Here is a 15216-nt window from a genome sequence, read left to right as displayed (position 1 = left end):
GGTGTGTTAATAAAATACAAAATTAACTTCATTATATACTATTTTATTCAGTGCTTTCCCCCAAAATAAAAACTCAGGGTTTACCCTGAGTTTTTGTGATTATAGCGAAAAAAATGCAGATTGATGATTGAGGATTTCAAATTAGAGAAGTAATTTTTACATCAAAAATCATCAATTTTTAATTGTCAATCTGCAATAAAAAATCGCAAGAATGTTATTTCTCTTCCAATGTTTAAAGTGTTAATAATTTACTTGTAACTATCTAATTATCAGTAAATTGCAATTCGTCATTCGTAAATCTAAATTCGTACTTCTAATGATGGGGCATAATTATCGTAACCGAAGTTCCCGAAGTGGCATCGGAGGTTAGGGTGATATTACTTTGCAGATAATTGGCTCTTGATTTGATGTTCTTCCAGCCGCTACTTTGAGATTTGATAGTGTTTTCATCAAAACCAACGCCATCGTCTTCAATCGTCAAGGTCATGGATTCGGTTGTGTTGATGATTTGAATGAGTATTTCGTTGGCGTTGGCGTGTTTGATTGAATTAGTTACTAATTCTTGCACGATGCGGTAAATCATTAAATTTTTGTTTGTTCCTAAATCTAATGGTTCGCCAAAAAACTGAAATACTAAATTAGGTTCTGAAAAATCATGCTTTAAAACAAAGTCTTCGATGGCTTTTTTTAGGCCAAATTCGGCAAGTGCGGTGGGCTGTAAGTTGGTTGAAATATTCCGAATTTCTGAACAAACATCATCAATCATTTTGGTGATACGTTCTTTATCGGAGCTTTTTTCAACCGTAAATTTTATTTGAGCCAACATAATTCCGAGGCCGTCGTGTAGTTCTTTGGCTATTCGTTCTCGTTCAATTTCTTGTCCGCTGATGAGTGAATTTAGGCTTTCGATTTGAAAATTATTCTCAATTTCGCTCTTTTTTAATAATTCAATTTTTCTTCGATTGAAATAAACGTAAATCAATAAACCTAAAAATGCCATGATACCCAAAATAACCCCAATGTAGATGTATTGACCTGTTCGCATTTTTTCAAGTTCATTCTGGGCAACTTTCTTTTCCAGTGCGATAGTCGAAACAATCATTTTTTGCTTTTCCAGAAGATTATACTCAGTAAATGACCGTAAATCACTTTCCATTTTTGAAAAATATATAGTTTCAACCGTTATCTGGGCTTTGTATGCATATTCGTAGGCTTTGGTGAAGTTTTTCTTTCTAAAATAATAATCACGCAGATTATCATAAATTTCTTTCCGTAAGAGGTAGAGATTCATGTTTTTTTCGAGAATATTTAAGGTTGCCATCAAGGTTTCTTTGCGGGCTTCTTCATTATTGAGACTCTGATAACATTTCGATTTAAAATACAGAGCAAGAACTTCAAGCCATTCTATTTTTTCTTCTCGAGCAATTTCATAGCTAAGTTCGATATGATAAAACGCCTCCTTATATTTGCCTTGTCGGGCATAATAATCGGCATACGAAGAATGAATACGTCCGTCGCAAGATTTGCTATTTACTTGTTTATTCAGTAATTCTACACGTTCGAGAATTTCTTTTACAGGCTTGAAGTTGTTTTCATGGATATATATATTGGCCAAATTTACGAGGTGGTCTGCCTCATTTCTTATGCTTTTGCTGGCTCTGAAATAATAAACGGCACTTTCGATGTAGTCTTTGGCGAGTTGTTTCATAAACTCTTTATCCATAAAAAACGAGCCAATTGTACCTTTGATATTATAATAATTACCGTAGTCTTTTGCTGCATAAAAATACTCCATACTTTTCCGCAAATTGGTAATCGGCGACTCGTTGAGGCTCTTAGAATTTTCTTGATTTTTGGCGTAAGCCCAATGTGTGAATGCTAACCCAAGTGTATCGTTTTTGGCTTGATAGCCCAAAATCATGCTATCGAGTTGGTGTTTGGTATAGATATTATCAACATACGGATATTGAGCTTCGGCATCATTAAATATAACAGTAAGCAGAAATAATAATAATAATATCTTAGTTTTTCGTAAATTTAATGATATAACTTTGAGCATTTCAATCTTATTTGACTGGTTAAAATGATAAGAATTTTATTGGTGGATGACCACAAAATTTTTACAGAAGGTGTGGCTTCATTGCTCTTACACGAGCCTGATATTGAGATTTTGGGCGAGTGTCAGAATTCCGAACAAGTAAAAACATTCCTTCAAATTACGTCGGTTGATGTAGTTTTGCTCGATATAAACTTGGGTGGCGAAAGTGGTTTAGATTTGTGTAAATATATAACCAGTAAATATCCTCAAGTAAAAGTGCTGGCCATGACCATGCACAGCGACGAGAGTTTTATTACTCGTATGATGAAAAACGGTGCGAATGGTTATCTACTTAAAAATACTGGTGGACAAGAACTACTAAAGGCAATTCGGACAGTAAAAGACGGACAAAATTATCAAAGTGCCGAAATAACCGAAATCATTATGCGTGGGCTTAGTCGCCAAAAACACGTTGAAAAAAGTCTGTATCAACTAAAATTTACTCGTCGAGAAAAAGAGGTTTTAGACCTTATTGCCAAAGGAAAAACTACTCGCCAAATTGCCAATGAACTGTGTATCAGTGAAAAAACTGTCGAAACTCACCGTAGTAACCTTCTCTCGAAGTTTGATGTAAAAAATGTGGTGAGTTTACTGAAAATTGCTATTGAATACGGTTATGTTAAATAATGGTGCAAATCTATTTTATTAATCTGGCTAAAAAAATAGGGTAAACCCTGAATTTTGAATAATTCACTGCCCATAAACCATAAATTGTCTGCTTGTTGATTTTTCGGACACAATTATATAAACATTTTTTACCTAATTTTGTCGGCTAATAAAATTAACACCTATTAAGAATACAAACCATGAAAAAACTCTCTCTGCTCATGCTGCTTGTGGTTGTGTCGGTCGCTTGTCGAACAGCGAAGACGCCACAAAATAATGCTTCAAGCACTCAAAACGAAATTACTGTCACTTTCCTGCACCTCAATGACGTATATGAGATATCTCCACTCGACAATGGTAAAGTTGGTGGAATGGCTCGTGTGGCAACTGTTCGCCAAGATTTATTGAAAGAAAACCCAAATACTGTTACTGTACTTTCGGGCGATTTTCTAAGTCCGTCAGTAATCGGAACACTTCGCTACGAAGGCAAAGGAATCAAAGGTCGCCAAATGGTGGATGTGATGAATACAGTTGGAGTAGATTGGGTTTGTTTGGGTAACCATGAGTTTGATTTAGATCAAAAAGATTTACAGGAACGCATCAATGAGTCTAAGTTCAATTGGCTGAATACCAATGCTTTAGAAAAAGTAAAAGACGAATACGTTCCATTCGGAAAAGTGGTTAATGGTGCAAAAGTACCATTTTTAAAAACAACAATTTTGACGTTCAAAAATGCTAATAACATTGAAGTAAAAGTTGGAATGTTTGGCATTCTATTGCCCTCTAACAAGAAAGATTTTGTATTGTACGAAGACTTTTTTGAGGCAGCCAAAAAAGCTTATGCCGAATTAGAACCAAAGTGTGACTTTGTAGTCGGAATTACACACATCAACAAAGTTGACGACCTAAAACTGGCCAAAATGCTTCCAAATGTGAAGTTGCTTATGGGCGGACATGATCATGATAATATGAAAGAGCAAATCGGAAATGTAGTTATGGCCAAAGCCGATGCTAACGCCAAAAGTGCTTATATTCACCGAATTACGTTTAATAAAATCACTGGTAAAGTAGATGTGAAGTCTGAATTAAAGAAAATAGATAATTCAATTGCAGATGAACCAATTACAGCGGCTGTGGTAAAGAAATGGGAAGACATTCAAGATGCAGCATTTAAGGCTTTGGGCTTGAATAAAGATGAAGTAATTGCCGATTTGAAAGAGCCACTCGATGGCCACGAAACTACTGTGCGTAATATGCAAGGAAATATGGGAAGCATGATAAATAATGCTTTGTTGGCATCTTCGCCTAATAAGTTCGACTGTGCATTCTTTAATGGTGGTTCGATTCGTATTGATGATTATGTTTCGGGAAAACTTACACAGCTTGATGTACTGCGTATTTTGCCTTTCGGTGGAAAATTAGTTGAAATCAAACTTCGTGGACGTTTACTCGAAAGAGTGCTACAAACGGGCTTAGAAAATAAAGGTAGTGGGGGATATTTACAATATGAGAAAATTACCTACGATGAAACTAAAAAAGAGTGGAAAATCAACGGAAAATTATTGGATGTTAACCAAGAATACAACATCATCACGAGCGATTTCTTATTTTCGGGCAAAGAACGTAACTTAGGATTTTTTACTAAGCAAAATCCAGATGTGATTTCGGTGGTGGATACTTTTCCCGAAACCGATGTCAGAAACGATATTCGTAAATCAGTAATTGCTTATTTCAAAAATAAATAATCGACTGATTTACAACCTTTTTATTAACTTCGGAGTCATGGTAGTAAACATAAAAACTACCATGACTTTTTTATGAAAAAACTTCTTCTTTTTGCCACAATTATTGCTATTAATGCTTGTAATCCAGACAAAAGCATGACCACCGAAACCGTAAAAGGTTATCGGCCGATATATGTGAGTTACGTAAATCTTCGCAATGTTTCTTCAGGTTCGCCACAAAAACTTCGCAAGGCTGGAAAGATTTATACTAAAGATAAGTACCTGTATATCAACGAAATAGGGCAGGGAATTCATGTCTTTGATAATTCGGATAAAACAAAACCTCAAGCCGTAGCTTTTATTTCGATTCCTGCCAATCAAGATATTTCGATTGCTGATAATATTCTCTATGCCGATAATGCCGATGATTTAGTAGCGATTGACATTACTAATCCGTTGGCGGTCAAGGTAGTGAAGCGAATTGAAAAAGCTTTTCCTTATCCGAGTTATCCCCAGCAAAACGGAGTGCCGTCCAGAGGTAAATTTGAATGTGTTGACCCATCGAAAGGTTATGTGATTGGTTGGGAATATACGGATTTGGTAAATCCTAAGTGTTTTCGATAGGTTGTTTATTTTAATTAATACATTCGTAGAGACAGGGCATACCTTGTCTCTAAATACCGTCCCTCTTCAACTTACAAAATAATTGTTCATATTATCAATTTACTATGAAAAAGATACTCGCTATTTTACTACTTTCTACCATCATTTATGCCTGTCGAGGTGATGCTATTTCTGCTTCTCCCACAACTGGCACGGGTGGCTCAACGGCTCGTTTTACTATTGCCAATGGTTATTTATATATCGTCGATAATCAATCACTTAAGACTTATAATATTCAAAATGCATCAAACCCGATTTTTGTAAGAAGGGCTTCATTGAGTACTATTGTCGAAACCATTTTTCCATTCAATAATCATCTTTTGATTGGCACTCAAAATGGTATGTATATTTTCAATATTTCTTCGCCCGAAAACCCACAATTTGTGTCAGTTTATTCGCACGTTGTATCCTGCGACCCAGTTGTAGCCGAAGGGAATTATGCTTATGTTACCCTTCGGAGTGGCACTAATTGTAATCGTGGCGTAAATGTGTTGGATGTGGTTGATATTCGTGATTTAAAAACACCGAAGCTGCTCAGTAGTTACCCAATGCAAAGTCCGCATGGCTTGGGTGTTGGTGGCGATTTACTTTTTGTCACCGAAGGAGATTACGGCATGAAAGTTTTTGATAAAACCGACCCAAAGGCTTTGAAACAAATCAATTATTTTCAAGATTTTGCGGCAGTTGATGTTATTCCAGAAGATAATACATTGATTATTACGGGAAAAGACGGCGTTTATCAATACAGCTATAATGTACAAAAAGAATTGAAATTATTAAGTAAAATCGCTACAAATCCATGAAAAAAATCTATATATCAGCATTTTTTATTGCCTTTTTTGGAGTATTGAGCATGGGTTCTCATGCCCAAGATTCGCTCAATAAAGCTCATTTAATCTTGAAAATTGCTCCGCTCACAATGTTTGATATTGATAATACGTTTGAATTTGCAGCCGAACATCGTCTCGGTCAGAGTAAACGTTGGACATTATCTGAACAATTGGGCTATGGTGCAGGAGTGGCCAACTTATGGGGTGAAAACAATGATTTTGGGCCAGCACGAGAGCATTACCGAGTAAAAGTTGAAGCCCGTCGCTACGATAAAAAAGCCTCGAATATGGCTGGTGGATATTTGGCGTATGAGCTTTTTTATAAACAAGTCAATGATGAGCTTAATCGAAGCGTTGGCCGTGAATGTGATGGTGGCCCCTGTGCGTATTTTGAAAATTTGGATTATCCTGTCAGTAAATATGTGGTTGGAGCAACAATAAAGGTCGGTTATCAGGCCAGATTGAGAAATGAAGACAAAAAAAAGACTAAATTTGTGTTTGATTTTTATGTAGGTTTGGGAGTTAGAAGAATAATGATTGACCACAAAATTGATGGTGCAGCAACACAAAATAATTCATGGTTCGGCAATGATGGCTCTTTTCCGTTTGGGGGTTTTGGCTATGCCGATAGAGCGTACAATATTCCGCATGGTTCACTCGGGATTAGGCTTGGCTATCTTGTGTTTTAGTTTTTTTGCATCATCTGCCCAAAGCGGGGTGTCGCCCAATAGTTTTTCGTTTCTCAATATTGCTAATAATGCCCGTGTAAATGGACTTGGTGGTATCAATGTATCGTTGGCTGATAATGACATTAACCTTTTTTCTTATAACCCAGCTTTGCTCGATTCCGCAAATGCAGGTCAAATCGGACTTAACTTTTCGCCTTATTTGGCTTCAAGTAAATTTCTTACACTTAATTATTCACCCAAATTCACCCAGAAATCAATGGCTGGAAACTGGGCAGTTTCGTTGCAGAATCTAAATTATGGGACTTTTCAAGGAATGGATGCCGTCGGAAACTTGACGAATGAATTTTCGGCCAATGATTTTTCATTAGGACTTACCTATTCACGCAGAGTCAATCATATAAGTTTTGGAATTACTTCAAAAATGGTGGCTTCGGTGCTTGAATCTTACAGTTCATTCGCATTTCTAACCGATTGGGGGGGAACTTTCAAGCACCCAAAACACGATTTGAGTATTGGGGTCGTGGCCAAAAATATTGGCTTTGTGTTGAAAAACTATGGAAATATTCGTCCTGATGTTCCGTTCGATTTGCAGCTCGGAGCATCTTTTAAGCCCAAATATATGCCCGTGCGTTTCTCGCTGACGGGTCATCATTTATATGTTTTTGATATTGCCTACAACGACCCAACCTTCAATTTTACTTTCGATGAGCAGGGAAATAAAATTCCTAAAAAGATATCGACGGCCGATAAAATCTCTCGACATTTTATACTCAGTACCGAGATTTTGATTCATAAAAATTTCAATGTGCTATTGGGTTATAATTTTCTTCGTAGAAAAGAACTCCTCATCAATGGTCTTGGTGGAGCAGCAGGCTTTTCGTTTGGGGCAAATCTTCGCCTAAAAAAACTTGATTTTGCTATTTCACATAGCATTCTAACTTCTCCCAAAGGGCAAACTTCTTTTACACTCAATTGGCGGAGATGAAAATGATACTCTGCCAAATCGTCGATAAATAAGGCTTTATTATCGAATAAATAACCAATTTGAACCCTTCTGTCGATTATTCTTCCCGATGTGTATAATTGTCGCTATTTCTTATTTTTGAAGTATTAATTTTGAGTTACAATAAATAATTGCACCGCAAAATAATACCGAAAATGATAAAATTGATTTTCACTTTACCGCTCTTGCTGATTAGTTTATGGGCGAATTTTGCTACTAAAAATGCCGATAATCAAGCAATGACAATGTGCGTAACTATGCCAAATGAAGTTGATTATCAGGCAATTGCCTCCGATAATAGCTTTAATGCTTTTGAAAACGATACAACAAAAGCCTACACGATGCCATTGCTCGCTAAAACTGCTAAAGGCGAGATAATGCTTTCGTGGACAGAAAAAGATTTGCAAGGCGTTACATCGTTTTGTGTAGCTTTCTCGAAAGATAATGGCAAAACTTTTGGAGACAAGAAAACGATTTATAGCGGTACAGGCATTGGTAATAGTCGCATGATGCGTGCCAGAGTACTTGCCAAAAAAGATGGTACTTTGGTGGCGGTTTTTATCAATAATTCTGCTCCACAAGCAGGCGGTGGTGGTAGAGGTGGTCGTTCGTCGAACATCGTATATTGTACGTCGAAAGATGGAGGTTCAACTTGGACTTCGCCCGCACCAGTTGATTCAGACCCAAAACAGGGAATTGTAAGAGGTTTTTTTGATGCAATCGTGATGTCGAACGATGAAATTGCGGTGGTTTATTTGAAAGATGTTGCCAATAGTACCAAGCACGAAGAGCGTGATTTGCGTTTGGTTGTAACAAAAAATGGTGAAATGCAACCCGAAAGACTCATCGACCCTGTTGTTTGTGACTGTTGCCCAATCAATATGTTGATTGATGCCGATGGTGCTTTAAACGTAATTTATAGAGACAATAACGATAACATCAGAGACATGGCTCGCATGGTTTCAACTGATAATGGTGCTACTTTCTCGAAGCCCGAAATCATTCATAACGATGGCTGGAAAATCAATGGTTGTCCGCACAGTGGAGCGGTTTCGAGTACCTACGGGAAGTCGGCTTTAGTTGCGTGGTTTTCGGGAGCAGAAACTGAATCGGGCGTTAGATTAGCTACTCGTGAAGGCAAAAAACTCTTTGTTTTGGAAGATGCTTCGGCCAAGAATCCATATTTAGTTGAGTCGCCAAAATCGGCAGTAATGTTGTGGGAGCAAAATGCTGAAGGCGGAGCTTCAAAACTTGCGTACAGAAAAATAAATAATAATAAAGTCTCGGAAACTATCTGGGTTGAAGGTTCTGCAAATGCTACTAATTCTGTTGCATTAAACATTGATAATCAAGTGCTTGTGGCTTATGAAGTAAAACAGGCCAGCAAAAAGAATCAACTAAAAGTAAGTTCACTTTCTCTTTAATTTATATTTTACAAACCTATTTTTTAACTAAAAACATGAAAAAAACAGCGTTAGTTCTCTCATTTTTGGTGGCATCTTTTGCCTCTTCTGCTCAATGGTCAATCGACAAAGGGCATACCAAGTTTGCCTTCATTGCCGAGCATCATGGATTGTCGGAAGTAGATGGTTATTTCAAGAAATTTGATGGTAAAATTACAGCTGCAAAAGATGATTTATCAGATGCTGTTTTTGAAATTACGATTGAGTCAGGGAGTATCAATACTGACCTCGAAATGCGTGATAATCACCTCAAAAGTGAAGATATGTTTGATGTAGAAAAATATCCTGCGATAAGTTTTAAAAGTACAAAATTTACGAAAATAGCAGGAAATAAATATAAAATGGAAGGAAATATGACGATTAAGGGTGTGACAAAACCAATCGTTCTGGATGTAACGATGAACGGCCCGATGGCACATCCAAACCCCAGTAATAAGATTCCACAATTGGGAATAAAAGCCACTACTACTATCAAGAGAAGTGATTTTGGTATCGGTGGAAAGCTCGCAACGGTGATGGTTGGTGATGAAATTTCGATTCGTGCAACGGGCGAATTTCAGAAGAAATAACGACGAATTACTTTAATTTTTCAACGCATGGTATGGCAATATATCGTGCGTTTTTTGTTGATTTTTCTTGAAAATAGGAACTTTAAAATATCAGCTTTTTCAAAAATTGTAATTCGTCAAACTCTATACCAATTTTTCACCTATTGAACTATTTATCAAATAATGGCTCATTTATTGAATAATGGGCTGATTAATAAATTATTATACCAAATATGATACCACTCAATAACTTATGGCATAAGTTTTGCTATTATATATATTAGGTAATGTATAATGTAATGTTATAATACCTAATTGATATTTTGCATTCCGATTTAAACGTATAAGTTATAGAATATAAGTGTCCTTAACAACAAAACATACTTTTGCTCAAGCCCGAATTTGTATTTTTGCAATTCAGGATTTAGTACTATGGTCTGCTTCTAAAAAGCTGGTCAGTGTAGTGCCGTTTGTATTTTTGCTTTTTTCTTCACTACACACATTTTCTCAAAATCCGATAGCGGGTAATCAAAGTTTTCAGGTTTTAAGCGAAGGAAATTTTACCTCTACAAATTCTCATCATATTCATGGTCCTTTGGCCGTTGGCGGTAACTTGATTATCAACTCTTCTTCTTTAGGTGAGATAAACATGGATAATACTGGCTCGTATATTTTTACGGGTGACGGTTCTATACCAACTGGATTGTTGGTCAAAGGTAGCATCACTTGGACTGCTGGTGTGTTGAGAGTAAACGATGGAAATTATATACATATCGGCAACAGTACTGGTTCAATAACAAGTAATAATGGAGGAACAGGACTAACGCAAGTTTTACCAACGGGAACTTCCTACAACAATGCCAAAAGAATAGAAGGGTCTGTAAATCAGCCAACTAACGTTTTTCAGACAGTTGGTTTTGATTTTACGACGCTTTTTAATAGTTATCGTTCGACTTCAACGACACTTGGTAGCAGAACGAATAATGTACAGTTGTATAATTCGAGCAATGTAGCTATCTCTGGAAATACTGTTTCATCGGCACAAAGTGTAAGAATAAACTCACTTAACCCTGGAGTGAATTATTTGAATCTTACATCGGCTTCGCTCAATAATATTACCGAATTAACTTTTGCTACGGCCGCTGTGCCAAGTGCTTCTAAGGTTTTGGTTATCAATGTGCCAATTACTGCCAATTTTGTTTGGAATAATTCAAATATGGCAGGTATTGCTGGCACACAAGGACCGTATGTATTATGGAATTTTTATGGTGGAACCACTTATAACCTTACAATCAATACCGCAAGTATGGTTGTAGGAACTGTTTTTGCCCCGAACATGAACCTTATTAAGACAGGTACTGGCGATACAGAAGGAGGTTTAATTGCAAAAACGATTCAATTGGGAACTGGAGAAATTCATAACTTTCAATTTGCGAGTGATTTATCTACTTCAGACCCTTGTACTTGTACTGGAAATTTATTGACAAATAATAGCTTTGAAAATGGTATAACTGGCTGGAGTTATTCGGGCGGAAGTGCCTATAATGGCACAGGTTATGAAGTTTGTGGTAGCTATAATGGATATTTACAAGCAACAACTACCAACGCCTGGCTTTGGCAACAGTTAAGTGCTACAGTCGGAACAACCTATAATTTATCGTTTTGGGGAGGAACACATGACCCCAATTACACACATTACGTCAGACTTGGTTTTTATAATAGTTCAAATACACTCATTGGATCTAATCAAATAAATGTTGATTATGATGTTGACCCAAATAATGATATTGCATTCTACTCATTTTCGTCAACTGCACCTGCCAATACTTCATATATGCGAGTGGAAGTTTTTGCCAATGGTGATTATGTGAAACTTGACCAAATGTGTTTGTCGAATGCAGCTACTGGTGGTTCAACAAATTGTACTCCACCAGTAGTAACGGCAAGTTCTAACTCACCAGTTAGTGCGGGTGGAACAATCAATCTGACTTCAACCAGTACAGGAGGTAGTGGAAGTCAGTTAGTAACTAATGGAGATTTTAGTAGTGGAAATAATAGTTTTTCATCAGATTATACTTTCGGAGGAGGTTACAATATTGCTTCTAATCCTCAAACCGTTTGGAGTTGGGCTTTGAATTGTTCAAATCCGAGTGGAAATATGATCATTGGTGATGGTAATGGAAATGCTAATTCGAGATTTTGGTATCAATCTATTAACGTAACTGCTGGAACAACCTATACCCTGTCGTTTAGAGCATACGATTTTTGGGGAGGTACACCCGCCGCTAAATTACAGTGGGGCGTAAACGGAACAAAAACTGGAACAATCTCCAATTTATCTACTGGTGGATGTAACACTTGGCAACAAATTTCAACAACTTGGACTGCTACCACTACTGGAACAGCCGTTTTTGCCATTTATAATAATGAAGTTTCTGGAGCAAGCAACGACTTTGCGATTGATGATATTTCGATTATTGCAACTGCTCCTCGAACTTATAGTTGGAGCGGACCATTGGGTTTTACTTCAACCACTCAGAATCCGACTTTATCGAATGCAACTACCTCAATGGCAGGAGTTTATACCGTAACTTCAAGTGTTGGAGGTTGTACGGCAACTGCCACAACGAGTGTTGCAGTTAATTCTTCGAGTTGTACAAGTACATTTACGGGTTTACTTATTAATGATTTGGTAGGTAGTTCAGATATTGTATTAACTAATGGTGCTACTTACAATATTAATAGTTTTCCTTCGAGTTGGAATCTTGAAACTACCCAAACGGCAGCATTTGGTAGTGTGGTATTTACTATAACAGGCTCAACGAGTGCTACTAATACAGAGAATACAGCACCATATAACCATCCAGGTTCTACGGCTGCAGCATGGGGTGTGGGTACGTACACTATCAATGTAAAAGGATATTCTGGCACAGGTGGAACAGGAACACTATGTGATGAAGAAACTATTATAATTACTTTGGCAAATTCTACCTTTAGTTGCTCGGGAAGTTGTGAATCAGCCAATTTAGTTGTAAACCCTCAGTTTGAAACTGATATGAGTGGCTGGACTGCCTCAAACGGTCAACTTACTCGTGGTGGTGGTGGAACTTATGGTAGCTTTTTGGAAGTAAACGTTGGGGATTTGACAGGTACTTACACGGCTTATCAAGATATCACTTTCGGAGCAAATGCTCCTTATAAATTTATAGCGTATGCCGCCAAACACGGAGTGAATAATCTCCCAAAAATGTATTTGGAGTTTTATAACGGAACAACTTATCTCTCTAAAACAGCCGATATTCTTGTAACAAAAAATTATGATGGGACTTTCCAAACCATCAATTTTGAAGGCAATACGCCTGCAAATACAACTAAAATTCGTATCGTTGGTTGGACACAAAATAACGCCCTGAAATTTGATAATGTGAGTCTTGTTGGTTGTCAAGCATGTTTTTCGATTGTGCCACCAGCAAGTATATGCGTTGGACAAAGTGCTACCTTAACAGCCAATAATTGTAGCGGAACAGTAACATGGAATACAGGAGCAACGGGTTCGACAATTACTGTAAACCCAACCACCACAACAACTTATACTGCAACTTGTAGCAACACTACAAATATACTAAGCAACCCGAGTTTTGAGACTGGAAACTTAACTGCATGGACTAATTGGAATTATACAACGATTACTTCTGTGGCAAGTGAAAAGTATAGCGGGACCTATGGTGCAAAAGTAACTGCCTCTTCGGCTGGTGGTGGTTTTGCACAAGATAATGTTGCTGTTGCAGGAGAGAGTTTCACAATGAAAGTGTGGGGAAAAGTGAGTAGTGCTACTCCTTGGTCTGGTGTGGGTGTAAAATTTATGAACTCTTCTTGGACAAGTTTATCTGATGTGAGTGCTGAGATAAACGCAACTTCTTTTCAAGAGTATACTGTAACAAATACTGCCCCCGCTGGAACTGCTTGGGTGCAAGTTTATGCTTGGACTGACCCTTCAACAATTTTATATCTTGATAATTTTTCTCTTGTAAAAACTTCTGCAAATACTACTGCTTCTGCTACCGTAACGGTTAATACAGCACCAACTGCTACTGCTACTGGTGATAGTGAGTGTGTAGGAGCAACCATTACTTTAGGCTCAACTGGCGGAGGTACATATTCTTGGACTGGCCCAGCATCGTTTGCATCAACGCTTCAAAATCCTACCAGAGCATCAGCAACAACGGCAATGGCAGGTGTTTATACTGTTACAGTAACTTCTGCAAATGGTTGTACAGCAACTGCAACAGCCAATGTAACAATAAATAATGGAACTGTTCCGACAGCAACAGTGGTAAGTACAGGATGTACTGGTTCGACAGGAAGTATAACGGTAACGAATTTACCTGATGGCTTTTCGACCAATATCAACGGTGGTGCTTGGACACCACATAGAAATAGTTACGTAGATTTAGCTGCTGGCACATACAGCATCGGCTACCAAGGTGGCGGATGTAATACTTATGCCAATTTTACGGTAACAACTTCTACCGACAATCCATCGCTAAGCTTAGCGAAAACCGACCCTACTTGTTCAACAACTGGTAGTATTACTGTTACGGGAAGTGGCGGAACAACTGGTTTGGGAGATGCTACTTATCAGTTATGGTATGGAATTTCTGGAAGCCTTGTTTCTAACCTAACTTCAAATGCTAATTATCCAAATACTCCGTCATTATCTACTCTTGTAGGTATTGCCGAAGGATACAATAATGCAATGGATAATATTGGTGGAAGAATTTCGGGGTACATCGTTCCTCCAACAACTGGAACATATTATTTCTGGGTGGCATCTGATGATTACAGCGAATTTTGGGGAAGTGGAGACGCAAACCCTGCCAATAAAGTACTTTTAGCAAGCGTAAATGGCTATACTGGTTATAGAGAGTGGAATAAATATACCTCTCAGAAAACTGCTGCTATTAGCTTGAATGCAGGTCAGATATATTATTTTGAAGTGTTGTATAAAGAAGCAGGTGGTGGAGATAATATTTCGTTGGGCTGGTCGAAACCAGGCGAAGCTACAACTGCACCAAGTGAAGTAATTCCAGGGAAATACCTTCGTCCAAACGTTGCTGCTTCAACCACAACTCCTGTTTACCAATATAAAATTGGTAGTGGAGCTTTCCAGACAAGTAATGTTTTTAATGGGCTTTCAGCAGGAACATATACTGTTACAATTCAAGATGCAGGAGGCTGTACGGCCACAACATCAATAACATTGGCAATTTCTGGTGGAATAACAGCACCAACTTCTTCGGGCGTAAGCCGTTGTGGATCAGGAACAGTTACTCTCTCTGCAAGTGGGTGTACAGGAACATATAATTGGTATGCAGCCGCCGCAGGAGGCACGAGTCTTGGTTCTTCGGCAACTTATACCACACCAAGTATATCTGCTACTACTACATATTATGTAGATTGTACTGTAAGTACTTGCGTTAGTTCACGGACAGCCGTTACAGCAACTGTAAATCCTGTACCAACAGCTCCAACTGCCACAGGTGGTAGTCGTTGTGGAACTGGCACAGTAACGGTTTCGGCTTCGGGTTGCAC

The 15216-nt window shown here is 37.8% G+C and carries 10 protein-coding genes; 9 read left to right on the top strand and 1 reads right to left on the bottom strand.

Features of this window, described 5'->3' with window-relative positions:
• Positions 1 to 313: 313 nt before the first annotated feature.
• Positions 314 to 2059 (bottom strand): ATP-binding protein, encoded by a 1746-nt coding sequence (locus A6M55_RS15090; protein ID WP_064198358.1) that lies wholly within the window; start codon positions 2057 to 2059, stop codon positions 314 to 316.
• 24 nt (positions 2060 to 2083) lie between these two features.
• Between A6M55_RS15090 and A6M55_RS15085 the strand changes: the two genes are divergently transcribed.
• From A6M55_RS15085 to A6M55_RS15045, 9 genes are all read left to right on the top strand, one after another.
• A complete protein-coding gene (locus A6M55_RS15085) occupies positions 2084 to 2725 on the top strand; it encodes a response regulator transcription factor (RefSeq protein WP_064198357.1) in 642 nt (213 codons plus the stop codon).
• 179 nt (positions 2726 to 2904) lie between these two features.
• The gene (locus tag A6M55_RS15080) at positions 2905 to 4449 is read left to right on the top strand and encodes a bifunctional UDP-sugar hydrolase/5'-nucleotidase (protein WP_064198356.1); all 1545 of its coding nucleotides are present in this window, start codon (positions 2905 to 2907) and stop codon (positions 4447 to 4449) included.
• A gap of 72 nt (positions 4450 to 4521) precedes the next feature.
• Complete coding sequence (locus A6M55_RS15075) at positions 4522 to 5052, top strand: hypothetical protein (RefSeq protein WP_064198355.1); 531 nt, start codon at positions 4522 to 4524, stop codon at positions 5050 to 5052.
• Between the two features lie 104 nt (positions 5053 to 5156).
• Positions 5157 to 5894: an LVIVD repeat-containing protein gene (locus A6M55_RS15070; protein WP_064198354.1), complete on the top strand. Its 738-nt coding sequence runs from the start codon at positions 5157 to 5159 to the stop codon at positions 5892 to 5894.
• Complete coding sequence (locus tag A6M55_RS17600) at positions 5891 to 6610, top strand: hypothetical protein (RefSeq protein WP_064198353.1); 720 nt, start codon at positions 5891 to 5893, stop codon at positions 6608 to 6610. The genes A6M55_RS15070 and A6M55_RS17600 overlap by 4 nt, the downstream gene beginning before the upstream one ends.
• Positions 6510 to 7595, top strand: a complete 1086-nt coding sequence (porQ, locus tag A6M55_RS15060; RefSeq protein WP_305951963.1) for a type IX secretion system protein PorQ — start codon at positions 6510 to 6512, stop codon at positions 7593 to 7595. The genes A6M55_RS17600 and porQ overlap by 101 nt, the downstream gene beginning before the upstream one ends.
• A gap of 173 nt (positions 7596 to 7768) precedes the next feature.
• Positions 7769 to 9037 carry a sialidase family protein gene (locus A6M55_RS15055; RefSeq protein WP_064198351.1) on the top strand — a complete coding sequence of 423 codons (1269 nt, stop codon included), beginning with the start codon at positions 7769 to 7771 and terminating at the stop codon, positions 9035 to 9037.
• A gap of 35 nt (positions 9038 to 9072) precedes the next feature.
• Entirely contained in the window at positions 9073 to 9645 is a 573-nt protein-coding gene (locus A6M55_RS15050) for a YceI family protein (protein ID WP_064198350.1), read from the top strand.
• A gap of 340 nt (positions 9646 to 9985) precedes the next feature.
• A partial coding sequence (locus tag A6M55_RS15045) for a collagen-binding domain-containing protein (RefSeq protein ID WP_156511076.1) occupies positions 9986 to 15216 on the top strand: 5231 nt, incomplete at its 3' end.

This window comes from Emticicia sp. MM (assembly GCF_001649495.1).
The sequence above is the reverse complement of the archived record's forward strand: the minus strand, read 5'-3'. Positions and strand labels throughout refer to the sequence as shown.